At 68.2% G+C, this 26,378-nt stretch carries 30 protein-coding genes, 1 other RNA gene and 1 pseudogene; 20 read left to right on the top strand and 12 right to left on the bottom strand.

The features are described 5' to 3' along the window. Window positions 1-168: 168 nt before the first annotated feature. The gene (carB, locus tag ACW175_RS04155) at window positions 169-3,462 is read left to right on the top strand and encodes a carbamoyl-phosphate synthase large subunit (RefSeq protein WP_492103392.1); all 3,294 of its coding nucleotides are present in this window, start codon (window positions 169-171) and stop codon (window positions 3,460-3,462) included. 61 nt (window positions 3,463-3,523) lie between these two features. On the opposite strand, the gene ACW175_RS04160 is transcribed toward carB, so the two are convergent. From ACW175_RS04160 to thiE, 3 genes are all read right to left on the bottom strand, one after another. After that, complete coding sequence (locus ACW175_RS04160; RefSeq protein ID WP_492103393.1) at window positions 3,524-4,324, bottom strand: inositol monophosphatase family protein; 801 nt, start codon at window positions 4,322-4,324, stop codon at window positions 3,524-3,526. A 240-nt stretch (window positions 4,325-4,564) separates the two neighbouring features. Further along, window positions 4,565-4,987: a hypothetical protein gene (locus ACW175_RS04165; RefSeq protein ID WP_492103394.1), complete on the bottom strand. Its 423-nt coding sequence runs from the start codon at window positions 4,985-4,987 to the stop codon at window positions 4,565-4,567. An 86-nt stretch (window positions 4,988-5,073) separates the two neighbouring features. Further along, the gene (gene thiE, locus ACW175_RS04170; RefSeq protein WP_492103395.1) at window positions 5,074-5,733 is read right to left on the bottom strand and encodes a thiamine phosphate synthase; all 660 of its coding nucleotides are present in this window, start codon (window positions 5,731-5,733) and stop codon (window positions 5,074-5,076) included. A gap of 164 nt (window positions 5,734-5,897) precedes the next feature. Between thiE and ACW175_RS04175 the strand changes: the two genes are divergently transcribed. The 4 genes from ACW175_RS04175 (at window position 5,898) to ACW175_RS04190 (ending at window position 7,825) form a co-directional block, all read left to right on the top strand. Beyond that, a complete protein-coding gene (locus tag ACW175_RS04175; protein ID WP_099575957.1) occupies window positions 5,898-6,083 on the top strand; it encodes a (2Fe-2S)-binding protein in 186 nt (61 codons plus the stop codon). Window positions 6,084-6,218: 135 nt separating this feature from the next. Beyond that, entirely contained in the window at window positions 6,219-6,698 is a 480-nt protein-coding gene (gene bfr, locus ACW175_RS04180; RefSeq protein WP_099575958.1) for a bacterioferritin, read from the top strand. A gap of 171 nt (window positions 6,699-6,869) precedes the next feature. After that, entirely contained in the window at window positions 6,870-7,445 is a 576-nt protein-coding gene (locus ACW175_RS04185; RefSeq protein ID WP_492103396.1) for a tryptophan-rich sensory protein, read from the top strand. Continuing rightward, a complete protein-coding gene (locus tag ACW175_RS04190; protein WP_492103397.1) occupies window positions 7,442-7,825 on the top strand; it encodes a ribosomal maturation YjgA family protein in 384 nt (127 codons plus the stop codon). The genes ACW175_RS04185 and ACW175_RS04190 overlap by 4 nt, the downstream gene beginning before the upstream one ends. On the opposite strand, the gene ACW175_RS04195 is transcribed toward ACW175_RS04190, so the two are convergent. The 4 genes from ACW175_RS04195 to ACW175_RS04210 all read right to left on the bottom strand — a co-directional run bounded on the left by ACW175_RS04195 (window position 7,794) and on the right by ACW175_RS04210 (window position 10,251). Then, window positions 7,794-8,240 (bottom strand): DoxX family protein, encoded by a 447-nt coding sequence (locus ACW175_RS04195; protein WP_492103398.1) that lies wholly within the window; start codon window positions 8,238-8,240, stop codon window positions 7,794-7,796. The two genes, ACW175_RS04190 and ACW175_RS04195, sit on opposite strands and share 32 nt — an antisense overlap. Then, complete coding sequence (locus ACW175_RS04200) at window positions 8,237-8,989, bottom strand: HvfC/BufC family peptide modification chaperone (RefSeq protein ID WP_492103399.1); 753 nt, start codon at window positions 8,987-8,989, stop codon at window positions 8,237-8,239. The genes ACW175_RS04195 and ACW175_RS04200 overlap by 4 nt, the downstream gene beginning before the upstream one ends. Then, window positions 8,982-9,815: an MNIO family bufferin maturase gene (bufB, locus tag ACW175_RS04205; RefSeq protein WP_492103400.1), complete on the bottom strand. Its 834-nt coding sequence runs from the start codon at window positions 9,813-9,815 to the stop codon at window positions 8,982-8,984. Before bufB ends, ACW175_RS04200 begins: the two co-directional genes overlap by 8 nt. A 142-nt stretch (window positions 9,816-9,957) precedes the next feature. Continuing rightward, window positions 9,958-10,251: a BufA1 family periplasmic bufferin-type metallophore gene (locus ACW175_RS04210; RefSeq protein WP_492103401.1), complete on the bottom strand. Its 294-nt coding sequence runs from the start codon at window positions 10,249-10,251 to the stop codon at window positions 9,958-9,960. A gap of 226 nt (window positions 10,252-10,477) precedes the next feature. Here ACW175_RS04210 and ACW175_RS04215 point away from each other — a divergent pair, with 226 nt between their 5' ends. The 3 genes from ACW175_RS04215 (at window position 10,478) to ACW175_RS04225 (ending at window position 12,471) form a co-directional block, all read left to right on the top strand. Next, entirely contained in the window at window positions 10,478-11,017 is a 540-nt protein-coding gene (locus ACW175_RS04215) for a sigma-70 family RNA polymerase sigma factor (protein WP_492103402.1), read from the top strand. Further along, the gene (nrsF, locus tag ACW175_RS04220; protein ID WP_492103403.1) at window positions 11,004-11,642 is read left to right on the top strand and encodes an anti-sigma-F factor NrsF; all 639 of its coding nucleotides are present in this window, start codon (window positions 11,004-11,006) and stop codon (window positions 11,640-11,642) included. Before ACW175_RS04215 ends, nrsF begins: the two co-directional genes overlap by 14 nt. A 163-nt stretch (window positions 11,643-11,805) precedes the next feature. After that, complete coding sequence (locus ACW175_RS04225) at window positions 11,806-12,471, top strand: NrsF family protein (protein ID WP_492103404.1); 666 nt, start codon at window positions 11,806-11,808, stop codon at window positions 12,469-12,471. 63 nt (window positions 12,472-12,534) lie between these two features. Here the strand turns inward: ACW175_RS04225 and fba are convergent, their stop codons facing one another. Together fba and ACW175_RS04235 are read right to left on the bottom strand one after the other, a co-directional pair. After that, complete coding sequence (gene fba / locus ACW175_RS04230) at window positions 12,535-13,626, bottom strand: class II fructose-bisphosphate aldolase (protein ID WP_492103405.1); 1,092 nt, start codon at window positions 13,624-13,626, stop codon at window positions 12,535-12,537. A gap of 135 nt (window positions 13,627-13,761) precedes the next feature. After that, complete coding sequence (locus tag ACW175_RS04235) at window positions 13,762-14,955, bottom strand: phosphoglycerate kinase (RefSeq protein ID WP_492103406.1); 1,194 nt, start codon at window positions 14,953-14,955, stop codon at window positions 13,762-13,764. Between the two features lie 18 nt (window positions 14,956-14,973). Between ACW175_RS04235 and ACW175_RS04240 the strand changes: the two are divergent. Beyond that, window positions 14,974-15,060 (top strand): annotated as a pseudogene (locus ACW175_RS04240) (hypothetical protein); the annotation flags it as partial. Between the two features lie 50 nt (window positions 15,061-15,110). Here ACW175_RS04240 and gap read toward each other — a convergent pair. Continuing rightward, a complete protein-coding gene (gap, locus tag ACW175_RS04245; protein WP_492103407.1) occupies window positions 15,111-16,118 on the bottom strand; it encodes a type I glyceraldehyde-3-phosphate dehydrogenase in 1,008 nt (335 codons plus the stop codon). Window positions 16,119-16,332: 214 nt separating this feature from the next. Here gap and ACW175_RS04250 point away from each other — a divergent pair, with 214 nt between their 5' ends. From ACW175_RS04250 to ACW175_RS04280, 7 genes are all read left to right on the top strand, one after another. Further along, complete coding sequence (locus ACW175_RS04250) at window positions 16,333-16,803, top strand: hypothetical protein (protein WP_492103408.1); 471 nt, start codon at window positions 16,333-16,335, stop codon at window positions 16,801-16,803. A 3-nt stretch (window positions 16,804-16,806) separates the two neighbouring features. Continuing rightward, complete coding sequence (locus ACW175_RS04255; protein WP_099575970.1) at window positions 16,807-17,133, top strand: cell division protein ZapA; 327 nt, start codon at window positions 16,807-16,809, stop codon at window positions 17,131-17,133. Between the two features lie 85 nt (window positions 17,134-17,218). Beyond that, entirely contained in the window at window positions 17,219-19,189 is a 1,971-nt protein-coding gene (locus ACW175_RS04260; protein ID WP_492103409.1) for an alpha/beta hydrolase family protein, read from the top strand. Between the two features lie 66 nt (window positions 19,190-19,255). Further along, window positions 19,256-19,418: non-coding RNA, 6S RNA (ssrS, locus tag ACW175_RS04265), on the top strand. Window positions 19,419-19,457: 39 nt separating this feature from the next. Beyond that, window positions 19,458-20,066: a 5-formyltetrahydrofolate cyclo-ligase gene (locus ACW175_RS04270; RefSeq protein WP_492103410.1), complete on the top strand. Its 609-nt coding sequence runs from the start codon at window positions 19,458-19,460 to the stop codon at window positions 20,064-20,066. Between the two features lie 21 nt (window positions 20,067-20,087). Beyond that, the gene (locus tag ACW175_RS04275) at window positions 20,088-20,921 is read left to right on the top strand and encodes a TIGR00282 family metallophosphoesterase (protein WP_492103411.1); all 834 of its coding nucleotides are present in this window, start codon (window positions 20,088-20,090) and stop codon (window positions 20,919-20,921) included. A gap of 62 nt (window positions 20,922-20,983) precedes the next feature. Further along, window positions 20,984-21,397, top strand: a complete 414-nt coding sequence (locus tag ACW175_RS04280) for an organic hydroperoxide resistance protein (protein ID WP_099575974.1) — start codon at window positions 20,984-20,986, stop codon at window positions 21,395-21,397. Here ACW175_RS04280 and ACW175_RS04285 read toward each other — a convergent pair. Further along, window positions 21,394-22,059, bottom strand: a complete 666-nt coding sequence (locus ACW175_RS04285) for a glutathione S-transferase family protein (RefSeq protein WP_492103412.1) — start codon at window positions 22,057-22,059, stop codon at window positions 21,394-21,396. The genes ACW175_RS04280 and ACW175_RS04285 overlap by 4 nt on opposite strands. A 154-nt stretch (window positions 22,060-22,213) precedes the next feature. Here ACW175_RS04285 and ACW175_RS04290 point away from each other — a divergent pair, with 154 nt between their 5' ends. From ACW175_RS04290 to ACW175_RS04305, 4 genes are all read left to right on the top strand, one after another. Further along, a complete protein-coding gene (locus tag ACW175_RS04290; RefSeq protein WP_492103413.1) occupies window positions 22,214-22,969 on the top strand; it encodes a YebC/PmpR family DNA-binding transcriptional regulator in 756 nt (251 codons plus the stop codon). A gap of 67 nt (window positions 22,970-23,036) precedes the next feature. Beyond that, window positions 23,037-23,999 carry a phosphoribosylaminoimidazolesuccinocarboxamide synthase gene (locus ACW175_RS04295; protein WP_492103414.1) on the top strand — a complete coding sequence of 321 codons (963 nt, stop codon included), beginning with the start codon at window positions 23,037-23,039 and terminating at the stop codon, window positions 23,997-23,999. Window positions 24,000-24,060: 61 nt separating this feature from the next. Then, window positions 24,061-24,993, top strand: coding sequence for a nucleoside hydrolase (locus ACW175_RS04300; protein ID WP_492103415.1), 933 nt, complete (start codon window positions 24,061-24,063; stop codon window positions 24,991-24,993). Between the two features lie 128 nt (window positions 24,994-25,121). Next, window positions 25,122-25,958, top strand: coding sequence for a DUF4118 domain-containing protein (locus tag ACW175_RS04305; RefSeq protein WP_492103416.1), 837 nt, complete (start codon window positions 25,122-25,124; stop codon window positions 25,956-25,958). Window positions 25,959-25,967: 9 nt separating this feature from the next. Here ACW175_RS04305 and ACW175_RS04310 read toward each other — a convergent pair whose 3' ends face one another. After that, window positions 25,968-26,249 (bottom strand): hypothetical protein, encoded by a 282-nt coding sequence (locus ACW175_RS04310; RefSeq protein ID WP_099575980.1) that lies wholly within the window; start codon window positions 26,247-26,249, stop codon window positions 25,968-25,970. Between the last annotated feature and the right edge of the window lie 129 nt (window positions 26,250-26,378).

Here is a 26,378-nt window from a genome sequence, read left to right on the forward strand (position 1 = left end):
TAGGGCGGGCGGCGATGCTGTCGCGCCCGCGCGCGCTTCCGGTAACCACGGTCGCCGCATCCGGGGTTGCGCCTGACCGACTCCGTCTCTAAACGGGCGGCTTAACCTGCAAGATGGTCGACAGCGGGCGCGCGGATGTGCGCGACCGTGTCTTTGCGCGAGTTAGCCATGCCCAAGAGAACAGACCTTTCCTCGATCCTGATCATCGGCGCGGGCCCGATCGTCATCGGTCAGGCCTGTGAGTTCGACTACTCCGGCGTCCAGGCCTGCAAGGCTCTGCGCGCCGAGGGCTACCGCATCATCCTGGTCAATTCGAACCCGGCCACGATCATGACCGATCCGGACGTGGCGGACGCGACCTATATCGAGCCGATCACCCCCGAGATGGTCGCCAAGATCATCGAGAAGGAGCGTCCCGACGCCCTCCTGCCGACCATGGGCGGCCAGACCGCTCTTAACACCGCCCTGGCCCTGGAAGCCGACGGCACCCTGGCCAAGTACGGCGTCGAGATGATCGGCGCCAAGGCCGAGGTCATCGACAAGGCCGAGGACCGCCAGAAGTTCCGCGACGCCATGGACAAGCTGGGCCTCGAGAGCCCCAAGTCCAAGGCCGCCCACAACATGGACGAGGCCCGCGAAGGCCTGGCGTTCGTCGGCCTGCCGGCGATCATCCGTCCGTCCTTTACCCTGGCCGGCACCGGCGGCGGCATCGCCTATAATGTCGAGGAGTTCGAGGAGATCGTCGAACGGGGCCTGGACCTGTCGCCGACCACCGAGGTCCTGATCGAGGAAAGCGTCCTCGGCTGGAAGGAATACGAGATGGAAGTGGTCCGCGACACGGCGGACAACTGCATCATCGTCTGTTCGATCGAGAACATCGACCCGATGGGCGTCCACACCGGCGACTCCATTACCGTCGCCCCGGCCCTGACCCTGACGGACAAGGAATATCAGTGGATGCGCGCGGCCTCGATCGCCGTGCTGCGCGAGATCGGCGTCGAGACCGGCGGCTCGAACGTCCAGTTCGCCCTGAACCCGGCCGACGGCCGCATGGTCGTCATCGAGATGAACCCGCGGGTGTCGCGCAGCTCGGCCCTGGCCTCCAAGGCCACCGGCTTCCCGATCGCCAAGGTCGCCGCGCGCCTGGCCGTCGGCTACACGCTGGACGAACTGAAGAACGACATCACCGGCGGCGCGACCCCGGCCTCGTTCGAGCCCAGCATCGACTACGTCGTCACCAAGATCCCGCGCTTCGCCTTCGAGAAGTATCCGGGTTCGGAGCCGCTGCTGACCACGGCCATGAAGTCGGTCGGCGAGGTCATGGCCATCGGCCGCACCTTCAAGGAAAGCGTCCAGAAGGCCCTGCGCGGCCTGGAGACCGGCCTGTCGGGCTTCGACGAGGTGGAAATCCACGGCGCCGACGATCCCGACACCGGCAAGGCCGCGGTGATCCGCGCCCTGGGCACGCCGACCCCCGACCGCCTGCGCGTCATCGCCCAGGCGTTCCGCCACGGCCTGACCGTGGAAGAGGTCAACGCCGCCTGTTCCTACGAGCCCTGGTTCCTGCGCCAGATCGCCGAGCTGATCCGCCAGGAAGGCTGGGTCCGCGCCGGCGGCCTGCCCAAGGACGCCGCCGGCTTCCGCGCGCTGAAGGCCCAAGGCTTCTCCGACGCCCGCCTGGCCAAGCTGACCGGCTCCAACGAAGGCGCCGTGCGCGCCCTGCGCCAGGCGCTCTCGGTCCGTCCGGTCTTCAAGCGCATCGACAGCTGCGCCGGCGAGTTCCTCGCCTCGACGCCCTACATGTACTCGACCTACGAGACCAGCGCCCTGGGCCAGGTCCCCGAGTGCGAGAGCGAGCCGTCCGACCGCAAGAAGGCCGTCATCCTGGGCGGCGGTCCCAACCGGATCGGCCAGGGCATCGAGTTCGACTACTGCTGCTGCCACGCGGCCTTCGCGCTCGACGCCATCGGCATCGAGTCGATCATGGTCAACTGCAACCCCGAGACCGTCTCGACCGACTACGACACCTCCGACCGCCTGTACTTCGAGCCGCTGACGGCCGAGGACGTGCTGGAGCTGCTGCATGTCGAGATGAGCAAGGGCGCGCTGGCCGGCGTCATCGTCCAGTTCGGCGGCCAGACCCCGCTGAAGCTGGCCCATGCGCTGGAGGAAGCCGGCATCCCGATCCTGGGCACCAGCCCCGACGCCATCGACCTGGCCGAGGACCGCGAGCGCTTCCAGCAGCTGCTGAACGGCCTGAACATCGCCCAGCCCGAGAACGCCATCGCCCGCACCTGGGACGAGGCCCGCGCGGCCGGCGAGCAGATCGGCTTCCCATTCGTGATGCGTCCGTCCTACGTGCTGGGCGGCCGGGGCATGGAGATCATCCGCGACCACGAGCACCTTGAACGCTACATCGCCAACACCGGCGAGATCTCGTTCGAGCACCCGATCCTGCTGGACCACTATCTGAGCCGCGCCACCGAGGTCGACGTCGACGCCCTGTGCGACGGCAAGGACGTGTTCGTGGCCGGCGTGCTGGAGCACATCGAGGAAGCCGGCGTCCACTCGGGCGACTCGGCCTGCTCGATGCCGCCCTTCTCGCTGAAGGCCGAGACCATCGAGGAGCTGAAGCGCCAGACGGTGCAGATGGCCCTCGCGCTGAACGTCCGTGGCCTGATGAACGTGCAGTTCGCCATCGAGGAGCCGCACTCGGCCAATCCGCGCATCTATGTGCTGGAAGTGAACCCCCGCGCCTCGCGCACGGTGCCGTTCGTGGCCAAGACCATCGGCCAGCCGGTCGCCGCCATCGCCGCCAAGATCATGGCCGGCGAGACGCTGGCCAGCTTCGGCCTCGTCGACAAGCCGTACGACCATATCGCGGTCAAGGAAGCGGTGTTCCCCTTCGCCCGCTTCGCCGGCGTCGACACGGTGCTGGGCCCGGAAATGCGCTCGACCGGCGAGGTCATGGGCCTGGACTGGAAGCGCGACGGCGAGGCCGACATGGCCCCCGCCTTCGCCCGCGCCTTCGCCAAGAGCCAGCTGGGCGGCGGCGTGAAGCTGCCCCGCAAGGGCACGGCCTTCGTCTCGGTCAAGGAAAGCGACAAGCCCTGGATCGTCGAGCCGGTGAAGCTGCTGCAGGCGGCGGGCTTCACGGTGATCTCGACCGAGGGCACCCGGGCCTATCTGGCCGAGCAGGGCGTCCAGGTCGACTATGTGAAGAAGGTCCTGGAAGGCCGTCCGCACATCGTCGACGTGATGAAGAACGGCGGCGTCCAGCTGGTGTTCAACACCACCGAGGGCAAGCAGGCCCTGGAAGACAGCTTCGAGATCCGCCGCACGGCCCTGATGATGAAGGTGCCGTACTACACGACCTCGGCCGGGGCCCTGGCGGCGGCGCAAGCCATCGCGGTGGCGCCCGAAGAGGTCTTGGACGTGCGCCCGCTGCAGAGCTACGCCTGACGCTGAAAGGCCCTCTCCTCGCGGGGAGAGGGCCTCTGGGTCCTGAAGAGGTGAGGGGGCCTTAGGCCGCCCGCAGACGCTCGAGGATCAGCGGATAGAGGTCCTGGTTGCTGGCCAGGATCGACTTGCCGGCGACCACGTCGTGGTCGTTGTCGTCGATCGTCGTGACCTTGCCGCCCGACTCCTGAACCATCAGCACGCCGACGCCGACGTCCCACGGATTGAGGTTGCGCTCCCAATAACCGTCGAAGCGACCGGCGGCGACCCAGGCCAGATCCAGGGCGGCGGCGCCGAAGCGACGGACGCCGGCGACCTTCTGGCTGACCTGGTGCAGCTCCTTCAGGAACTGGCCGTGGCCCGGCTTGCCAGCGAACGGCACGCCCGTGGCCAGGACGCTCTCGTCCAGGTTCCGGCGGGCGGCGACGCGCAGGCGCTTCTCGGCGCCCAGGAACGCGCCCTTGCCCTTTTCGACCCAGAACAGGTCGTTGGTGATCGGGTTGTAGGTCACGCCGGCCACGACGCCTTCGCCCTCGCGCTGCAGGGCGATGTTGACCGCGAAGTGCGGGATGGCGTGCATGAAGTTGGTGGTGCCGTCCAGCGGGTCGACGATCCAGGTGTGGGTCTTGTCGGTGCCCTCGATCATGCCGCGCTCTTCGCCCAGGAAGCCGTAGCCCGGGCGGGCCTTGGTCAGGATCTCGAACAGGGTCTGTTCGGCCTTGATGTCGGCGTTGGTGACGAAGTCGGCCGCGCCCTTCTTGGAGACCTGCAGTTCCGTGACTTCACCGAAGTCGCGGGCCAGGCCGCGGGCGGCCTTCCGGGCCGCGTCGATCATGACGTTCAGAAGGGCGGAAGGCGTAGCCAAGGCGTGTAATCCTCATGGAATGCCGTCGACGCCCGCCGGAAGGTCCGGCGGCGGAGCGGTAGGTCGACGGTGTGAAAGAACGGGCGCGGAACCTAGTCGTCCACAGGCGCGATGGCAAGACGGGGCTGGGTTGACAAGGTTAAGGCGGGGGCGGAGCGCTCAACGCCCGGGCTAACCTCCATTTCCTTGTCATCCCGGCTCTCCGCGTCGCCGCGGCCGGGATGACAAGCGATGGATCGTTCAGGGCAGCTCCACCTTCGGCAGGCTGTCCTTGGTCTCGCAGAGCAGCTTGCCGGCCTTGCCGACGGCGCCGGAGATGTCTTCGATCTTGGCTTCCTTGCGCCAGCCCTTGGGCAGGCCCTTGGAGCCGTCGAAGTCCATGCCCAGGTCCATCCACTTGTCCGACGCGCAGTCCAGGGCGAAGACCAGGATCGGCCCCTTGCTGGCCGGCCAGGTCTTGTAGGGGCCGTTCGGCTTGCCCTCGGCGACGCGGGTCACGATCAGCCCGGTGGCCTGGTCCACGCGAGTGAAGTCCGCGTCGTAGTAGGACTTGGTGTCTCCCGGCGCCTGCTTCCAGGTTTCGGCGGTCGCGCCCGTCGAGATCAAGGCCGTGGAAAGCGCCAGGACCGTTACGCTAAGCAAACACAACTTGAGTCGCTTCATCAGCGTCCTCCCCCGGTTTTATTGTTCGCTGACGGGGAAGCTATGCCTATGTGCGGCGCGTCACAAGAGAACGCCGTTATTTCGCCCTATTCGCCTGCGGCGCCCGACCTGGCGCTCAAGCCCTCGGCGATCGCGGCGTTCAGCGCGGCGACGGCCGCGTCGGGACCTTCGGGATAGGCCCAGACCCCCGCCGAGACGGCCAGGAAGTCGGCGCCGGCCGCGGCCAGGGGCGCGGCGTTGGCGGCGGTGATCCCGCCGATGGCCACGCACGGGATCTCCATCGTCTCCTGCCAGATGGTCAGGATCTCGGGCTCGGCGGTGGTGGGGGCGTCCTTGGTCGTGGTCGGGAAGAAGGCACCGAAGGCGACGTAGTCGGCGCCGCCCTCGGACGCCTCCATGGCCAGGTGGCGGCTGTCGTGGCAGGTGACGCCGACCATCCGCTGGCCCATCAGCTTGCGCGCGTCCTTCAGGGCCATGTCCGACTGGCCGACATGGACGCCGTCGACCGGCAGGCGGGCGGCGAGGTCGGGGCGGTCGTTGAGGATCACGGCGACATCGCGGGCCAGGGCGATCGGGACCAGGGCCTCGACGGCGGCGGCGATCACCTCGTCCGGGGCGTCCTTCAGGCGGATCTGCAGGGCGGCGACGTCGCCGCCGTCCAGGGCCTTGGCCAACTGGCGGCCGAAGCCCGCGAGGTCGGTCAGGGCGGGCGGGGTGATCAGGTAGAGGCGGCAGGCGGCGGTCATGGGCTGGGCTTTAAGCCAATTCGACGCGCGAGAGTAGATGCGCCCCGCGCCGCGGGAGCGCCCCCGCGACTCCACGTCGCTGCTAACCAGAGTGAGAGTCAGTTGCAAAAGGGGCCGAGAGTCGCTAATTGAGAATGACACTCAATCGGGTAGGGCGTTCTGCCTTGTACGTCTGCAATTGTAACGGCATCCGCGAGCGCGAAGTGCGCGCCGCCATCGACGCTGGCGCGACACGCCCGGCGGACATCTTCCGTCACAAGGGCTGCCAGGCCCAGTGCGCCAAGTGCGTCTGCGAGATGCGCCAGATGATCCAGGACAATCGCGAAGCCCTGGCTTTCGCGGCCGAGTAATGACCGAAACGCCAGCGGGATCAGCGCTCGCGCGGATTTCCGTGAGAGCGCGAGACACTCGCACACATTCAGGTTGAAGCCCCTTTCGGCTTGCCCCAGGTTCCGCCCGAACACGTGACTCTCAAGGAGGCCGCCATGCAGGGCGATCCCGGCATCATCCGACTGCTCAACGCGGTGCTCACCAACGAGCTGACGGCGGTCAACCAGTACTTCCTGCACGCGCGGATGTACGACAACTGGGGCTTCAAGCGCCTCGGCAAGATCACCTACGACGAATCGATCGGCGAGATGAAGCACGCCGACAAGCTGATCAACCGCATCCTGTTCCTGGAAGGGCTCCCGAACCTCCAGGACCTGCACAAGCTGAAGATCGGCGAGACCGTGCCCGAATGCCTGGCCAGCGATCTGGCCGTGGAGGTCGGCGGCCGCGAGACCCTGATCCCCGGCATCATCCAGTGCGAACAGGCCCGCGACTATGTCAGCCGCGAGCTGCTGCGCGAGATCCTCAGCGACACCGAGGAGCATATCGACTTCCTCGAGATGCAGCTGGGCCTGGTCAAGGCGCTGGGCGAGCAGAACTACCTGCAGTCGGCGGTCGGCGAACTGCCGGCCTAAACCGCTGTTCGCGTTCGGGTCTCGGACGACAATCGGTCGCACGAGGCCCGAAGGCGTTTTAGCTGGCGCGCCGCGCGGATCAGGCCATCATGAGGCCAAGAGGCCCCGGCGCGCTGGAACCAAGGCTTAGCTGGGCTGTTTGACCTAGCGAGTTCACGAGGGAGTCCCGCCATGCACATCGCCAACGGAAAGTCGCGCGAGCGCGCCCTGGCTGGACGCGAGGCGTTCGAACTGGATCGGCGCGAAGGCCACCATCCCGCCGCGCAGATCGCCGTCGGCGCGGCCCTGGCCGGCGGCGCCATCATCGCGGCCCTGATCATGGGGCGGCGTCACGAGCAGGTGCTGGACGACGAGATGTACGCCGTCGAGTTCGCCGAGATGCACGAGCCCGTGGCCCATCAGCCCAAGCCCCTGACCAGCCTGCTGCTGCCGCCGCTGTTCATCGCCATGACCCTGTCGGGCCTGCGCACCTGGAACGCGCCGGCCAGCCCCGCTCGCACCCGCGCCCTGACCATCTGGAGCCTGGTGCAAGGCTTCAACGCCCTGTGGCTGGGCCTGGGCGCCAAGCGCCTGGGCGGTCAGCTGGGCGCGGCCACGGCCTCGCTGACGGCCTCGGCGGCCTATGCGATCGAGGCCCGCAAGGTCGGCGGCGGCGTCGCCCCGGACTTCGGCTGGCTCGGCATCGCCAACGCCCTTACCTCGCAGCTATGGCGCCGGCCCGTGCCGCGCATGCCGACGATTCATTGAGGGCCGGCTACGCGCTGCTCGCCGGCGCGATCTTCCTGATCGAGGTCGTGATCGCGCTTTGGTGGCGTGACGGCTTCGTGCGGCCGTATCTTGGCGACGTCCTGGCGGTGGTCCTGGTCTATCTGGCGCTTCGTGCGACCACGCGGCTGGACCAGATCGGCGCGGCGGGCGTCGCCTTCGCAATAGCGGTGGCCATTGAGTTGGGCCAGCTGATCCATGTGCTAGACGCCGTGGGGCTGGCCGAAAATCGGCTGGCCCGCGTAGTGCTGGGCGGCGTCTTCGATCCTGCCGACCTGCTCTGCTACCTGGTCGGCGCGGTCGTGGCTCTGGTCTCGGACCTCGCCTGGCTCAAGCGATCTTCAGCGCCCGGTCCAGGCTGAACCGGCCGCCGCCGCGCGCGATCAGGAACAGCAGCAGGGCGGCCCACGACAGGTGAGTCGGCCAGGCGTCGGGATAGACGAAGATCTCGATCACCGCCGTCATCCCCAGGAAGGCCAGGGCGGAGAGCCGGGTGAACAGGCCCAGCACCAGCAGGATCGAGAACAGGTGCTCCGAATAGGTCGCCGCGTGCGCCGCCACGTCCGGCGACAGCAGCGGCACGTGGTACTCGGTTTCGAACAGCGAATAGGTGCTGTCCGTGATGTGCAACAGCCCGTCGACCTTGGTGCGGCCCGACTGGAAGAAGATCGCCGCGACGCCGAAGCGGGTGACGAGGGTCAGGACGTCCTCGGGCAGGACCTTGCCGGCGATCCGGGCGAAGGCGTCGAAGGGGGCGCGGAGCGTGGCGGTGGTCATTGGTCGATGTCCATGAAGGCGCCGTCGGCGATCAGGCCGGCGAACAGCGGCGCGAGGTCGGCGGCGGGATGGGTTGTCAGGACGCGCTCGGCGGCCTGGGCGGTGGTCTGGCCCCCGCGACAAGCGCGGAGGAACTCGGCTTCGGCCTCGCCGATCACGCGATGCCTCACCGCGCCGTGGGGGCGGACGCAGAGCAGCGCTTCGGGTCGGTCGGAAAGTTCAAGGTCGTCCTGGCCCTCGCGGGCCGCGGCCCACAGGCTGGGCAGGCCGGCCTCGAAGGCGGCGAAGCGGACGCTGGGATGCAGGGCGAGCCGCGTCTCGGCCAGGGCCTCGGGCGCCAGCGCGGCCAGCGCCTCGGCGGTGAGGGCCGGCGCCTCGGCGGCGAACAGGGCTTCGGTCCACAGGCGGTCCAGATGGGCGACGCCGACCAGATAGGGCAGGTCTTGGGCCGGTGGGAAGCGTCCCAGCCAGGCGGGAAAGTCTTCGCCATAATCCTGCAGGGCCGCTCCGGTCGGCGGCGCCTCGCGGGCGAACAGGGCGGCGGCGGCGCGGAACCAGTCCTCGCCGACCATGGAGAGCACGGTCGGAAAGTTGGCGCTCAGGGCGTCGACGCAGCCCTTGGCGATGGTGTTGCGATAGACCGACAGCCCCGCGTCGCCGGCGCCGGGCGCGAGCCAGGGGGACAGGGCCGAACGCTCGCCGCGCAGCGCCGCGACGAAGGCGTCCTGGAAATCCAGCAGCTCAGGCATCGGCCTTCTCCCGGACAGGTTCCAGCATGGCGGCGGCGCGGTCGCGCTCGGCCATCAGCGTCGCGAAGTCGGGAATGTCGTCGTCGCGCTCGATCAGGGTCGGGCGCGGGCCGATGCGGTCGATCAGACGGCGATAGAGCGTCCAGACGGTCTCGGCCACCGGCGCGCCATGGGTGTCGATCAGAAGGTCGGAGCCCCCCTCATCGGCGCCGTGGCCGGCCAGGTGGATCTCGCCGATCGCCTCGGCCGGCAGGGCGTCCAGATAGGTCTCGGCGCGGTAGCCGAGGTTGCTGGCGCTGACGAAGACATTGTTGACGTCGACCAGCAGGCCGCAGCCGGTCCTGGCGACCAGGGCCTTCAGGAAGTCGACCTCATCCAGGTCGTGGCCGGTCAGGGGCAGGTAGAGCGAGGGGTTCTCGATCAGCACCGCGCGGCCCAGGGCGTCCTGCATACGGCCGATATTGCCGGCGATGCGGGCGAGGGCGGCGTGGGTGCGGGGAAAGGGCAGGAGGTCGGGCTGGTGCAGGCCTCGGTGTGTCGACCAGGCCAGATGCTCGGAGACCACGAACGGCTCGAACCGATCGACCAGGCGCTTGAGGGCGATCAGGTGTTCGCCGTCCGGATCGGCGTCGGCGGCCAGGGACAGGCCCACGCCGTGCAGTGACAGCGGACGGCGTTCGCGGATGGCCTCCAGCGCCGAAAGGCGCGGCCCGCCGGCCGACATGTAGTTCTCGGGATGGACCTCGAACCACAGGCCCTCCGCCTCGCACGCGAGCGCGTCGGCATGGTGCTGCGACTTGAGGCCGAGGCCGGCGGTGGGGGTCATGGGGGCGCTTTCAAAACCCTTGTCGTCCCGGAAGCCTCGCGGAGGCTGTCCGGGACCCAGGGCCAAGCGCATCGCGGCTCCCCCTGGGTCCCGGCTCTCCGCTTCGCCGCGGTCGGGATGACAAGAATGGGTGTTGCCGGGCTTACGCCTTCGGGGTCAGCGAGCCCATGCCGTTCGGGGTCTTCATCGTCACGCACGAGCCCTTGGCCACGTTCTTCCAGGCGTTGCCCTGGTAGTCGACCTTCGAGGTGCCGGCGCACGAGGTGCCCGCGCCCGCCTTGCAGTCGTTCTGGCCGGCCTTGGCCACGCCGTAGCACTTCTCCATTTCGACCTTGGCGCCGCTCTTCATGTGCTCGTCGGCGGCGGAGGCCATCGAGACGCCGGCCGAGAGGGCGAGCACGGCGGCGAGGGCGGCGGTGGTGGCGGTGCGGTTCATGGGGTTTCTCCTTGATGGGTTCTTCGGGAAGACTTGTGATCGTTGCTGGCCGAGGCGGCGTCTCGTCGCCCGGTCGATGGGAGATACGAAGCCTCCGCCGTGAAGGTTACACCGGCCAGAAAACAAAAATGGGTCCAACAAAATTTCGGCGCGGCGTTTTCCACCCGTTCCGGCGCGGCGCGACACCGTGTAACCATCGGCCCTTCCCGCGCGAATAGGGGTGTGCGTGACGGATACCGAGACCCGTTTGAAGGCGCTGATGCTGCGCGGGCTGGACGGCGACGCCGCCGCCTACCGCGAGTGTCTGGCCGTTCTTGGCGTCCGGCTGCGCGCCTATTTCGCGCGACGGATGTCCGGCGCGCCCGGCGATGTGGAGGATCTTGTGCAGGAGACGTTGCTGGCGGTGCATCTGAAGCGGTCGACCTGGGACTCGTCCCTGTCGTTCACCGCCTGGGCGCATGCGGTGGCGCGCTACAAGCTGATCGACCACTGGCGCCGCCGGAAGATCCGCCAGACCCTGCCGATCGAGGACCACATCGAATTCCTGGCCGCCGACGAGCCCGACCCGGGCGTCGGGCTTGAGCTGGACCGCGCCCTCGCCACCCTGTCCGACAAGCAGCGGATCCTCGTCTCCGACGTCAAGCTGACCGGCCTGTCCCTGGCCGAGGCGGGCGCGAAGGCCGGCATGTCCGAGGGGGCGGCCAAGGTCGCCCTGCACCGGGCGCTGAAGGCCCTGGCCGAAAGGATGCGCCGTGCGAACGGATGATCTGATCGACGCCTTGGCCTCGGACACGGGTCCGACGCGCGCGCCGCCGCGGCGGCTGGCCATGGTCGCCGGCCTGGGCGCCCTGGCGGCCCTGCTGCTGGTGCTGGGCTGGCTGCACACGCGCCACGACCTGATGCCCGCCATGCGCGGCGGCATGTTCTGGATGAAGGCGCTCTACACCGGCCTGCTGGGCGTCGCCGGCTATCTGGCCGTCGAGCGGCTGGCGCGGCCGACGGGTTCTGGGCGGCGGGGCTGGATCCTGGGCCTGTCGGTGCTGGCGGTCTTCGTGGTCGCGGGCCTGGTCCAGGCGATGATGAGCCCCGACATCCAGATGATGCTGCGGATGCTGCGCGGCGGGTCCTGGCACGTCTGCAGCCGCAACATCCTGGTGCTGGGCCTGCCGATGCTGGCCCTGGGCCTGTGGGCCGTGCGCGGCATGGCTCCGACCCGGCCGACCCTGGCGGGCCTGGCGACGGGGCTGTTCGCGGGCGGGGTGGCGGCGACGGTCTACGGCCTGCACTGCCCGGAGAACACCTTCACCTTCGTGGCGCTCTGGTACAGCCTCGGGGTGCTGGCCCTGGCCGTCTTGGGCGCGATTATCGGGCGTTGGGCGCTGCGCTGGTAGGCAAGGGCGGCCTTGGCGGCGCGTCCCAGGATTTAGCCCCAATAAGTTTCGCGTCATCGCCTTCCGGTCGGTTGACAAACCATCGTTCCGCCACTGAAGTGCCGGCGTTTCGCGAATGAGACGCGATAAGCGTTCCGCCATACGGCTCTTTGGGGAGAGACGGGTGACCATCGACGATACCGTCGTCTCCCTGAAGGATGGGGGCGCGCCGATCTGGTCGGCCGCGACCCTGCCGTGGCGCCTGGTGGAGATCGCCACCGCCGGCGCCCTGACGGGCGTGCTGATGATCCTGGTTTGGCTGGACCTGCGTCCGGACCTGCCCGCGGCCGCCGCACAACCCTTCTTCTGGATCAAGGCCGCCTATCCCGCCGCCGTGGCCGCGTGCGCCATGGTCGCGGCCACGCGAATGGCGCGCGTGCGTCCGGGCGGAACGCGGGCTCTGGCCGTCGCCGGCGTCTTGGCCAGCGCCCTGTTGATCGCCGGCGGGGCGCAGGCGTTCGGCATGACGGCGGGGGCCCTGGCCGCCCTCTACTGGCCGAACGCCGCCGTCTGCCTCGGCGACATCCTGCTGCTCGCCGCGCCGATGCTGGCCCTGCTGGTGGCGGGTCTGCGCGATGTCGACCTGGAGCGGCCCGCGCCCACCGGCTTCGCCTGCGGCCTGTTTTGCGGGGGCGTGGCGGCGACGGTCAACGGCCTGCACTGCTGGGAGGGAACCTACGCCTTCGTCGGCCCCTGGTTCACCCTGGCCATGCTGCTCTGCGGCGCGGTCGGGGCCGGCGCGATCAAGCTGCTCGCCCGTCGCCGCCGCTTTCTCGTCCCGGCGGAGTAGCCGGCACGAAAAAGGCCTCCCGGATCGCGCCGGGAGGCCTCTTCGTCTTCAAGGGCTCGACGCCTATTCGGCGGCGGCCTTGGCCGCGTCACCGCCAAACTTGGCGTGCAGTTCGCCGGAGGCGTAGCGCTTGCCCATGGTCGCGGTCGACAGCGCCTTGATCTTGTCGGCGTGGCCGGCCGAGCCGAACTCGACGAAGCGGGCCTGGCAGACCTTGCGCATGGCTTCCTTGGCGGGCTTCAGATAGGCGCGGGGATCGAACTCGCCCGGCTTCTCGACCAGGATCTTGCGGATCGCGCCGGTGATGGCCATGCGGTTGTCGGTGTCGACATTGATCTTGCGCACGCCGTGCTTGATGCCGCGCTGGATCTCTTCGACCGGCACGCCCCAGGTCTGGGGCATCTCGCCGCCATACTGGTTGATGATGTCCTGCAGGTCCTGCGGCACGCTGGAGCTGCCGTGCATCACCAGGTGGGTGTTGGGCAGGCGGCGGTGGATTTCCTCGATCACGTTCATGGCCAGGACGTCGCCGTCCGGCTTGCGCGTGAACTTGTAGGCGCCGTGGCTGGTGCCCATGGCGATGGCCAGGGCGTCGACGCCGGTCTGGGCGACGAAGTCGACCGCCTGGTCCGGATCGGTCAGCAGCTCGTCATGGCTGAGCTTGCCTTCGAAGCCGTGGCCGTCCTCGGCCTCGCCCATGCCGGTCTCCAGCGAGCCCAGCACGCCCAGCTCACCTTCGACCGAGACGCCGCAGCTGTGGGCCATCTGGACCACCTTGCGGGTGACCTCGACATTGTACTCGTAGGAGGCCGGGGTCTTGGCGTCCTCCATCAGCGAGCCGTCCATCATCACCGAGGTGAAGCCGTACTGGATCGCCGTGGCGCAGGTCGCCGGGCCGTTGCCGTGGTCCTGGTGCATGCAGACCGGGATGTGCGGATAGATGTCGACCAGCGCGTCGATCATCTTGGCCAGCATGATGTCGTTGGCGTAGTTCCGCGCCCCGCGCGAGGCCTGGATGATGACCGGCGAGTTGACGGCCTCGGCCGCCTCCATGATCGCCAGGCCCTGTTCCATGTTGTTGATGTTGAAGGCGGGCAAGCCGTACTCATGCTCGGCGGCATGGTCCAACAGCTGGCGCAGCGTGATGCGAGCCACGTAGTTCTCTCCTGCAAGCGTTAAGTGGTTGGGTCGTTTCTTGTTTTTGGGGCCGTGACGCTTGTGCGTTCTCTGCCCGGGTCAGTCTCACAGAGGCTAAACGCGGATCTGCACGATCCGCGCCAGCTGAATATCTCAGGATTCGAGCGCCGCGACGCCCGGAAGCGTCTTGCCCTCCATCCATTCGAGGAACGCGCCGCCGGCGGTCGAGACGAAGGTGAAATCGGCCGACACGCCCGCGTGGTTCAGTGCAGCGACAGTATCACCGCCGCCCGCGACGGCCACGAGTTTACCCGACTTGGCCAACGATGCCGCATGTTTCGCCGCCGAAACGGTCGCTTCATCGAACGGCGGGACTTCGAAAACACCAAGCGGACCATTCCAGATCAAGGTGACACTAGCATCCATGGCGGCCAGCAGGGTCTTCACCGTCTCGGGGCCGGCGTCCAGGATCAGGTCGTCGGGCTGGACGTCATAGACATTGCGGGTCTCGGCATGGACGCCCGGCTTGACGCTCTTGGCCACCACCACGTCGGTCGGCAGCAGCAGCTTGCAGCCGGCCGCGCCCGCCAGGTCGATGATCTCCAGGGCGGTGTCGGCCAGGTCGGGCTCGCACAGCGAGGCGCCGACATCGATCTTGGCCGCGTGCAGGAAGGTGTTGGCCATGCCGCCGCCGATGGCCAGATAGTCCAGCTTGGTCACCAGGTTGCGCAGCAAGTCGAGCTTGGTCGAGACCTTGGAGCCGCCGACGATGCCGATCACCGGCTTCTTCGGGTTGCCCAGGGCGGCGTCCAGGGCTTCCAGCTCGCGCTGCATGGCCAGGCCCGGATAGGCCGGCAGCAGGTGGGCCAGCCCTTCCGTCGAGGCGTGGGCGCGGTGGGCGGCGCTGAAGGCGTCATTGACATAGACATCGCCATTGGCGGCGAGCTCAGCCGCGAACTTCGGATCGTTCGCTTCTTCACCCGCATGGAAGCGGACGTTCTCCAGCAACAGCACCGCGCCACCGCGAAGGTTTTCGGCGAGGCCATAGGCGGCTTGGCCGATGCAGTCTTCCGCGAACTGAACAGGCGCGCCGAGCAAGGCCGACAGCGGCTCCACGATCGGCCGCAGGCTCATCTCCGGCACGACCTTGCCCTTGGGGCGATCGAAGTGGGCGATGAGCACCACGCCGTCGACGCCCTTTTCCTGCAGCTTGCGGATGGTCGGCAGCGCAGAGCGGAGTCGGGTGTCGTCGGTGACCTTTCCGTTCTCCATCGGGACGTTGAAGTCCACGCGCACGAGCGCGGTAAGGCCGGTGAGGTCGGCGGTGTCGAGGGTGCGGAAGGTCATGGGGCGTCCTGCGGTGCGTTGAACCTCGTCCTTCGACAAGCTCAGGATGAGGTTCAAGAGATCGGCAATAGCCCTCATCCTGAGCTTGTCGAAGGACGAGGGCGGGCCAAGGAAAACCCCGCTCCTTGCGGGAGCGGGGTTTGGTGGTGCGTTCCTTACAGGAACTTCGCCATCTCAAGAGCGGTGTCGCTCATGCGGGTCGCGAAGCCCCACTCGTTGTCGTACCAGCTGAGCACGCGGACCAGCTTGCCCTCGATGACCTGGGTCTGGGGCAGGGCGGCCGTCGAGCTGGCGGCGATGTGGTTCAGGTCCGACGAGACCAGCGGGTCGGTCGTGGTGAACAGCACGCCCTTCATCGGACCGTCGGCGGCGGCTTGCAGGGCGGCGTTGACCTCGGCGGCCGTGGTGTCGCGCGTCGGCACGACCTTCAGGTCGATGACCGAGACGTTCGGGGTCGGGACGCGGATCGACGAACCGTCGAGCTTGCCCTTCAGTTCCGGCAAGACCAGGCCCAGGGCCTTGGCGGCGCCGGTCGAGGTCGGGATCATGCTGAGGGCCGCGGCGCGGGCGCGGTAGAGGTCCTTGTGCATGGTGTCCAGCGTCGGCTGGTCGCCGGTGTAGCTGTGGATCGTGGTCATGTAGCCACGCTCGATGCCGACCAGGTCGTGCAGGACCTTGGCGACCGGTGCCAGGGCGTTGGTGGTGCACGAGCCGTTCGAGACGACGATGTCGTCGGCGGTCAGGGTCTCGTGGTTGACCTTGTAGACGATGGTCTTGTCGGCGCCGTCGGCGGGGGCCGAGACGAGCACGCGCTTGGCGCCGGCTTCCAGGTGCAGGGCGGCCTTGTCGCGGGCGGTGAAGATGCCCGTGCACTCGAACGCGATGTCGACGTTCAATTCCTTGTGCGGCAGGTCCTTGGGATCACGGATCGCCGTGACCTTGATCTTGCCCATGCCGACGTCGATCCAGTCCTCGCCCGAGGTGACGACGCCGGGGAAGCGGCCGTGGACGCTGTCGTAGCGCAGCAGGTGGGCGTTGGTTTCGACCGGACCCAGGTCGTTGATGGAGACGACCTCGATGTCGCGGCGGCCATGCTCGGCGATGGAGCGCAGGACCAGACGTCCGATGCGGCCGAAGCCGTTGATGGCGACACGGATAGCCATGGGTCGTTCTCCTGTTATGACCGCGCGATCGAGTTCGATCGGCGTTCCCTATTTGGGTGCGCGTTTTGCGGGGGAAAGGCGCTGAGTCAAGGCCTAGAAACTGACACGGCTTCGGGAAATGCTGCTATGGGCTCCGCGCCGCCCAAATGTCGCCCTGACGACTGGCATAGACGGGGCTCATCTATATGTTGCGTCGCATGATTGGAAATCGCCGATGAACCCGGCCGACGGTACGGCCCTCGACCTGGCCGTGCGCCGTCTGGAGCGCGCGGTGGCTCAGCTTGAGCAGCGCCAGGCGGCCCGCGCCGCCGAGGCCGAGCGTGCGCTCGCCGCCGCGTCGTCGCCCGCCGCGTCGTCACCTACCGCCGAGCCGGGCCTCTTCGATGACGAGGAGCGCGTCCGCCTGGTCGCCGACCTGGAAGCCGCCCGCGAGCGTGAGAAGGCGCTGGAGGAAGCCGGCGAACAGGCCTCCGCCGCCCTGGGCCGCGCGATCGCGGAAATCCGTTCGGCGCTCGGCGACGAGTTCGTGGCCAATGACGACCACGCGCATGACGACGACGAAGCGGGCGACGTGGTCGCGCCGCCGGAGGACGATGACCTGTTTGACGCGCCCCAGGCAGGCGATCCCCAGGCGGGCGATCCCAAGGCAGGCGATCCCAAAGTCCGCGATTTGGGGGAGGCCTGAACCATGGCCCAGGTGACCATCCACGTGAACGGCCGCCCCTACATGGTCGGCTGCGAGGACGGCCAGGAGCCGCACCTCTCGGAGCTGGCGCGACTGTTCGACCGCCAGGTCCGCCAGGTCAGCTCCGACGTCGGCCAGCTGGGCGAGACCCGGCTGTTCCTGATGGGCGCCCTGCTGCTGGCCGACGAGCTGTCGGACATGAAACTCCGCCTGGCCCACGCCAACGCCGAGATCGCCCGCCTGAACCAGGACGGCACGAAAGCCGAGATCGCCGCCATCCGCGCGCTGGACGCGGCGGCCGAGAAGATCGAGAAACTGGCGGCGGAGTAGGGGCGTCCCGCTCGCGCTATAACTTGAGGTTGTTCTCTCCGCTGCATTCCCTATCGTCGGGGCCTGTTTCGGAAGAGGGCTCTCGATGAGATCGCTGGCGACGTTTGGGGTTCTGGGTCTGGCCTTGAGCGGACCCGCCATGGCGGCGGATTCCACCGCCGCGGCGTTCGGCGCGCGCGAATATATCCAGCAGATCAGCCTGTCGCCCGACGGCCAGAAGGCGGCGATGATCGTCCCGACCGCGGGGCGCGGCGTCCATCTGGAGGTCGTCGATACGGCCGCTTCCGGCCCGCCCAAGGCGATCCTCGCCTCCAACGGTAGCCCCGAACGACTGACGAGCTGCCGTTGGTCGACCAATACGCGCCTGGTCTGCCAGATCTATGTCGTCGTGAAGGACGCCCAGAACCGGTTGGGCTTCACGCGCCTGATCGCGATCAACAGCGACGGCGGCGACCTGAAGGTGCTCAGCGCCCAGACAAACGACCGCTCGTTGCGGATGTCGCAGAACGGCGGCGTGGTGATCGACTGGGCGACCGACGACGCGCCGGGCGGGATCCTGATGACCCGTGACTACGTGCCGGAGCGCGGCACTGGCACCCACCTGGCCAAGGAAGACGATGGCCTGGGCGTGGATCGCGTCGACACCACCACCCTGGCCCGCCGGTCCGTCGAGAAGCCGAACCTCAACGCCATCGAATATATCGGCGATGGGCGCGGGACCGTCCGGGTGATGGGCGTTCGGCCGACGCGGTCGTCGGGCTACGCCAGCGACAAGATCCTCTATTTCTATCGCCAGCCTGAACGCCGCGACTGGCTGCCGTTGGGCCAGCTGACCCTCGGCGCCGCGGGCTACAGCGGCTTCAGCCCCGAAGCCGTCGATCCCAAGCTCAATGTGGTCTACGGCTTCGACGTCAAGGACGGCCGCCTGGCCTTGTACCAGACGGCGCTGGACGACAGCCTCAAGCGCGACCTGGTGCTGGCGCGGCCGGACGTCGACGTTACGGGCCTTGTCCGGATCGGTCGCCAGAACCGCGTGGTCGGCGTCTCCTATGTCACCGACAAGCGCGAGACCGAATTCTTCGACCCCGAGTTGCGCAAGCTGGGCCTGGCGCTGGGCAAGGCCCTGCCGGGTCGCCTGGTGACGTTCGTCGACGCCTCGGCGGACGAGTCGAAGCTGCTGCTGTTCGCCGGCGGCGACAGCGATCCAGGCCTCTACTACCTCTATGACAAGACCACCCGGAACCTGCAGGAGCTGATCGCCGCCCGGCCGCAGCTGGAAAAGTTGAAGCTGGCCACGGTGAAGGCGGTGACCTATCCGGCCGCCGACGGCACGCGGATCCCGGGCTACCTGACCCTGCCGCCGGGCAGCGACGGCAAGAACCTGCCGACGATCGTCATGCCGCACGGCGGCCCCGGCGCGCGCGACGAATGGGGCTTCGACTGGCTGGCTCAGTTCTTCGCGCAGCAAGGCTACGCGGTGTTGCAACCCAACTATCGCGGCTCGGCCGGCTACGGCGCCGACTGGTTTCAGAAGAACGGCTTCCAGTCCTGGCGCACGGCGATCGGCGACGTGAACGACGGCGGTCGCTGGCTCGCCCAGCAAGGGATCGCCGCGCCGGGCAAGCTGGCCATCGTCGGCTGGTCTTACGGGGGATACGCGGCGCTGCAGTCGGCCGTGCTGGATCCGGACCTCTTCAAGGCCATCGTGGCGATCGCGCCGGTCACGGACCTGGAAACCCTGCGCGGCGAGTCGCTGAACTTCACCAACTACCTCCAGGTCAGTGAATTCATCGGCAAGGGGCCGCACGTGACCGAGGGCTCGCCCGCCCAGAACGCCGCGAAGATCAAGGCGCCGGTCCTGCTGTTCCATGGCGACCTCGACGCCAATGTCGGGATCGGCGAGTCGCGGCTGATGGAGCGCAAGCTTCGCGACGCTGGCGGCAAGGTCGAGCTGTTGGAGTTCAAGGGGTTGGACCACCAGCTCAACGACGACACGGCGCGAACCGAGCTGCTGACCAGGACCGACGCCTTCCTCAAGGCGTCGCTGGGCCTTTGATTTTCGCCCGCGACGCGGGCGCCTCTATCGCTGGGGCGCCCGACCTCCTATATTGCTCAACGGCGGGTCTTGCTGTGGCTCTCGTCGAAGATTTCTATTCCCAGGGACCTTAATCTCTCTATCGGGACCTGTTCCCTCCCGTGGCCGTGGCTGCGGGAACACGGGGCCCACCTGTAACTAACAGGTTCGAGTGGATTGAAACGTCTTCACGGTTCTTCGCGGCGCCGCCACCTTTCTTCTATAAGCGACGGTCTTCTATAAGCGATGGATGACCATCGCCGACCCCCTCGCGGCCAAGATCGCGCTGCGCGTCTTCCTGCGGAACCAGCGCAAGCAACTGGCCCTTGAGCATCCCGAAGCCGACTGGATGATCGCCGAGGTGGCGCGCGCGCCCTTGGCCAAGCTGTTTCCCGATCCCGCCGGCAAGGTTGTCGCGCTCTATCACGGGCTTGGCTCTGAGGTGTCGCCGCGCATCCTGGCCGACGAGCTGGCGGAAGCGGGATGGGATCTGGCGCTGCCGGCGGTGCTGGACAAGGACGACGGCGAGATGGTGTTCCGGCGCTGGGACCGCGCGACGCCCCTGGTCCACGACGCCATCGGCCTGCGCGGACCGCCGCCTCAGGCGCGGGTTGTTCAGCCCGATCTGGTCATCACGCCTTTGCTGGCCTTCCAGCGCGACGGCCTGAGGCTGGGGCAGGGCGGCGGCTATTACGACCGGGCGCTGCAAGCCTTGCGGGCCGAGAAAGAGGTCTTCGTCCTGGGCCTGGCCTATAGCGGCCAGCAGGTGGAGAATTTGCCGCGGGAGCCGCACGATCAAAGGCTGGACGCTATTCTCACAGAAAAAGAGTATATCGCCGTCAATGACATGAGCCGCTGACGGCTCGATCCACACCTTTTCTTGGACCTATCGATGCGTTTCGCCTTCTTCGGCGATGTCGTCGGCAAGTCGGGCCGTGACGGCCTGGCCGACCATCTGCCCGACCTCCGCCGCCGGCTCGGCCTCGAGTTCGTGATCATCAACGCCGAGAACGCGGCCGCCGGGTTCGGCATCACCGAGAACACCGCGCGCGAGCTGTTCGAGGCCGGCGCCGACTGCCTGACCCTGGGCAATCACAGCTGGGACCAGCGCGAGGCCCTGACCTACATCGTGCGCGAGCCGCGCCTGATCCGGCCGGCCAACTACCCGATCCTGTCCGACGCGCCGGGCCGGGGCAGCCATCTGTTCCAGACCGACTCGGGCAAGACGGTGTTCGTCGTCAACCTGCTGGGCCGGGTGCACATGGACGCCATGGACGATCCGTTCGCCGCCGCCGACCGCGAGCTGGACAAGGCGCCGCTGGGCCAGGTGGCCGACGCGGTGATCGTCGACATGCACTGCGAGGCGACGTCCGAGAAGATGGCCATGGGCCACTATTGCGACGGCCGCGCCTCGCTGGTGGTCGGCACCCACACCCACGTCCCGACCGCCGACTGCCAGGTCCTGCCCGGCGGCACGGCCTACCAGACCGACGCCGGCGCCTGCGCCGACTATGACAGCGTCATCGGCAACCAGAAGGAAGAGCCGCTGCGCCGGTTCACCACCAAGATCAGCGGCGGGCGCTACACGCCGGCCTCGGGTCCGGCGACGGTGTGCGGCGTGTTCGTCGAGACCGACGACCGCACGGGCCTGGCGGTGCGCGTCGAACCGATCCGCGTCGGCGGGCGGCTGCGGCAGAGCATCCCGGAAGTCTGACACGATTGCTTTCGTCATGCGTTGGGGGTTGGCTGTCTTCAGCCAATCTTCAGGAGCCTCCCATGACCGACGCCATCTACACCGCCCACGCCCACGCCGTCGGCGGCCGCAACGGGACCGCCAAGTCCGATGACGGCCATCTGGACGTCAAGCTGGCCTTCCCCAAGTCGATGGGCGGCGACGGTAACGGGACCAATCCCGAGCAGCTGTTCGCGGCCGGCTATTCGGCCTGTTTCCTGGGCGCGCTGGGCCTGGTGGCCCGCAACCAGGGCGTCAAGCTGGGCGAGCACAGCCTGGACGCCGAGGTCGACCTGATCAAGGACGACACCAGCTTCCACGTCGGCGTGCGCCTGAAGCTGACCGCCCCGGACCTGGACCGCGAAACCGCCGAGAAACTGCTGCACGCCGCCCACGAGGTCTGCCCCTATTCGAAGGCCACGCGCGGCAACGTGGATGTGGCGCTGGAAGTCGCCTAGGCCGCCGGGAAGTACTGGAAGAACGGTTCGGCCTCGGCCAGCACGCGCTGGACCGACGGCCGGGCCTTCAGGCGCTCCAGATACGCCAGGCTCAGCGGCCAGCGGTCCCCAAACGGGGTTTCTGGCGCCTGGACCTTGTCGGCGTAGAACAGCGCCGGCATGGCCGCGCAGTCGGCCAGGCCGAAGTCGCCGCACATCCAGTCACGGCCGTCGGCCAGTTGCTTTTCCAGATGATCGCAGGCCGTGGCCAGCTGAGCGTAGGACTCCCGGACGCCGTACGGGTCCTTGCCGGCGTCCGCCGGCCGGATGCGGTCGGCGACGATGCGCTGCATCGGGTGATGGATGTAGTGGTCGAAAAAGCGGTCCCAGAACCGCACCCGCCAGGCCAAGTCGGGGTCCCGCGGCACGAACCGAACGCGGCCCGGATAGCGCAGGTCCAGATAGTCGAGGATGACGCTGGTCTCGTTCACCGTCTCGTCGCGCAGCGCGTCGCGCAGGGCCGGCATCTTGCCCATCGGCGACAGCGTCAGGAACGCCGCGCGCCCATCCGGATCGCCCAGGTTGACCATCGCGTTCTCGAAGGCGATGTCGTTCTCGTAGAGGCCGATCAGCACCTTCCAGCAGAACGACGACAGCGGGTGGGCGTGCAGCGTCAGGCTCATCGGTCGCTTCCAAACACTTAAGTTATTGCCTAACTATAATCGAGGCCAGGCGGAGCGCAAGCCTGGCCCCGCGCCCCTTGGGGGTGACAGAACCCGCCCTCGGGGGCTAGAAGCGCGCACACTCCATTTTTCAGATCAGAGACAGAGCCTCCGAATGGCCGGCCACTCGAAATTCAAGAACATCATGCACCGCAAGGGCCGCGCCGACGCCGCGCGCTCCAAGCTGTTCTCCAAGCTGTCGCGGGAAATCACCGTCGCGGCCAAGACCGGTCTGCCCGACCCGGCCATGAACCCGCGCCTGCGCCTGGCCGTGAACAACGCCAAGGCCGAGAGCCTGCCCAAGGACGTCATCGACCGCGCGATCAAGAAGTCGCAGATGGGCGACGCGGCCGACTACTCGGAAATCCGCTACGAAGGCGTCGCCGCCGGCGGCGTCGGCATCATCGTCGAGGTGCTGACCGACAACAAGAACCGCGCCGCCGCCAATGTCCGGTCCTACTTCACCAAGATCGGCGGCAACATGGGCGCCACCGGCTCGGTGACCTTCAACTTCGATCACGTCGGCCAGATCACCTACCCGGCCAAGGTCGCGTCGGAAGACGACATGATGGAAGCCGCCATCGAGGCTGGCGCCGACGACGTCACCTCGGACATGGACGAGGAGGGCGAAGGCCACACCATCTACACCGCCTTCGAAAGCCTCAACGAGGTGGCCGCCGCCCTGGAAGCAAAGTTCGGCGCGGCGTCGAACACCAAGATCGCCTGGCGCCCGAAGATGCAGGTTCCGGTCACCGGCGACTCGGTCGCCACCCTGATGAAGTTGCTCGACCTGCTGGACGACGACGACGACGTCCAGAACGTCTATTCGAACGAAGACATCAGCGACGAAGACCTGGCCAAGCTGGGCTGACGCGTCCTGGGGGAGGTCCGATGGGCCTCCCCTTCTTGTTTCCAGTCTTTCCAGCGACGAGGCCCCGGTGACCTTTTCCGCCCCGAACGCCCTGGACGTGGTCGACCTGCCCGGCCTGCCCAACCACTATCGCGGCAAGGTGCGGGACAATTACGACCTGCCGGACGGCCGCCGCGTGATCGTCGCCTCGGACCGCCTCAGCGCCTTCGACCGCAACCTGTGCGCCGTGCCCTACAAGGGCCAGGTGCTGACGGAGACGGCGCGCTACTGGTTCGACGTCACGGGCGACATCTGCGCCAACCACGTCTTGGCCTATCCGGACCCGAACGTGCTGATCGGCCAGCGCCTCACGATGCTGCCGGTCGAGCTGGTGGTGCGCGGCTATCTGGCCGGGACCACCTCGACCTCGATCCTGACGCTCTACAACAAGGGCGAGCGCCAGATGTACGGCGTGACCCTGCCCGACGGCCTGCGCGCCAACCAGCGCCTGCCCGAGCCGATCCTGACCCCGACCAGCAAGGCCGCCGACGGCGACCACGACGCGCCGCTGTCGCCGGCCCAGATCCTGGAGCAGGGCCTGCTGACGGCCGGCCAGTGGGAGAAGCTCAGCGCCTACGCCCTGGCCCTGTTCGCGCGCGGCCAGGCCCTGGCCGCCGAGCGGGGCTTGATCCTGGCCGACACCAAGTACGAGTTCGGTCTCGACGCCGACGGCGCCATCGTGCTGGCCGACGAGATCCACACCCCCGATAGCAGCCGCTTCTGGAAGGCGGCGACCTACGCGGCGCGCTTCGAGGCAGGCGAGCGTCCCGACAGCTTCGACAAGGACTTCGTCCGCGCCTGGGTCGCCCAGCGCTGCGATCCCTATAACGACCCGATCCCGGAAATCCCCGCGGACCTGATCCGGCAGACCTCGGACGTCTATATCGAGGCGTTCGAGACGATCACGGGGCAGGCGTTCCAGCGCCCGACGGCGGACGAGCCGGTCATGGCCCGCGTGAAGCGCAACCTGGACGCCTACCTGGCGCGCTAGGGAGGGGTGATCTCTCTCGCCGCTCTTCTCGCCGTCATGGGGCGCGGCTAGACTGCGTCGCATGGTTCTGCGGGTTCACATCGACACCGATTGCGGCGTGGACGACGCCCTGGCGCTGGCGCTGCTGGCGCGCGCGCGGCAGGCCGTGGACGTGGTCTCGGTCTCGGCTGTGTTCGGCAACACCTATGTCGACCAGGCCGCCGCCAACGCGCGGGGCGTGCTGCGGCTGGCCGGCTGCGGGGCCGAGGTCTATATCGGCGCCGGCTCGGGTCTGGCCCGCCGCCGGGTCGAGCGGATGCGCCCCGCCCACGGGGTCGACGGGCTGAACGGCGCGGGCTTCTCGCAACGCTGGAAACTGCCCGAGCTGGAGCGCGGCCACTCGGCCAACTTCCTGGCCTTCGCCGCGCGTCGCAAGGTGACGGGCCTGTTCCTCGGACCGCTGACCAACCTGGCCAAGGGCCTGCTGGAAGATCCCGCCGCCTTTCGCGACTGGCGGCCGACGATCATGGCCGGCGCCTTCGAGGTGGCCGGCAAGGCCACCGGCGGCGCCGACTTCAACAGCTGGAGCGATCCGGAGGCCTTGCAGCGGACGCTGGAGGGCGGGGTCATGCCGCGGCTGATGCCGATGGACGCCTCCCACCAGGTGTCCGTCACCACCGAGGACCTGGCCAAGGGCGCGATCTGCTGCGGCTCGCCCCTGTCCCAGCGCCTGACCAAGGCCGCCGGCCCCTATATCGCCTTCCATCAGCAGGTCTGGGGCGGCGCGGGGTGTCGGCCGCACGACGCGGTGGCGGCCGTCAGCCTGATCGCGCCCGAGCTGTTCAGCTTCACCCCCGCGCGCCTGCGGGTGATCATCGACGGCGAGCGTCACGGGCGCGTCGAACGCGTCGACGGCGCGCCCAACGCCGAGGTCTGCACCGGCCTGGACGTCATCGCCGTCAAGCGCATGATCCTGGGCGGCCTGTTCGGCGGCAGCGCGGTCGAGGCGGCCTGAGCGCCCTGAGCGCCCTGAGCGCCTTCGCCTTGGGGGGGGCGCTGGAGGGCGAGCGGCTTCGGCGGCGTCATTCGATGACGGACTGGCGGCGTTGCTACCGGTATTCTGGCGGCCGGGAACGATGCTGAATGTCTAACACCTATTTCTCCGACGTCCGCCGTTCGCTCCTTCAGCGGTCGGAAGGAGAGGGGCGCCATGGGCGTCTCCTGCGGCGTTCGGCCTTGATCATCTGCGGCGTCGCCGCGCCCGTCGCCGTCGGCATGGCGGCCGGGCATTCCGCCTCCAGCCCGATCATGGCGCTGTGGTTCGCGCCGCCCATTTTCCTGGTCGCCCTATGGGGCGGACTGGCGCCGGCGTCCCTGACGATCCTGGTGGCCCTGATCGCCTTTGACTACTGGGTGCTGCCGCCGCGGAGGTCGTTCAACCTGGCTCAGGTCTCCGATCTCTGGATGGCCATCGGTCTGCTGCCCTGCGCGGCGATCGCCAGCTTTCTGGGCGCGCGCCTGCGCCGCCAGCTGCGAACGATCCATCGGCATGAGATGCGGAGCGAGGCCTTGCGGCTGCTCTCGCACGCCGTCGTCGCGCACGAGCCGCCCGAGGCGGTCTATTTCGCCGCCGCCAACGCCCTTTCACGGACCTATTCGGCGCGGGCCGTGGTGCTGGTCGCGACGGGCGGCGCCCTGGAACTGGCCGGCGGCAGTCCGGGCGCGAGCGTCAGCGAGGGCGATCTGAACGCGGCGCGCTGGGCGCTGGCCAACAACGCCCCTGCCGGGCTGGGCTGCGAGGCCAGCCTGGGCAGCGGCTACGACTTCTGGCCGCTGACCACGCCGACCCTGTCGGCCGTGCTGGGCGTCGAGCGCAAGGAAGGCGGGTCGGAGGACGGCCTGCGCGACGGGGTGGTCGAACTGGTGGCGGGCTATCTGCTGGCCTGCGTCTGGCGCCGGCCGCTCTACGTCGTTCGATAGGTCAAAAAGTCAGTGGGGCTGGCCCCACTGGGCGGCGCGTTCGCGCACCAGGTCGCGCATGAACTGGTCCAGCTCGGCCAGACGGCGATCCATCTCGGCCACCGGGACGCCGTTCCAGACGGCGTGGTCATAGGCCGAGCGCGCTTCCCGCAGGTTCTCGCCGGCCTGGTAGCGTTCGGTGATGTAAAGGGTCTCGAGAAGCCGGGTCGGGCGGTCGAGCTTCTCGTGCTTCATCGACCAGTAGCTGACCATGTACTCGGTCAGGATTCCATCGTCCGATGTCTCGACCATCGTCCGTCTCCCTATACGCTGGAGCGGAGATAGGGAGGCCGCGAAGCCGTTCCAGCCCGCACCGCCAAATTCGATCCCGTTATCCCGGACGCCTCCGTCCGGCGTCCGGGAAATCGGGAAGGCCGAGAG

The sequence above is a fragment of the Caulobacter sp. FV1ye6ST genome (assembly GCF_058681225.1).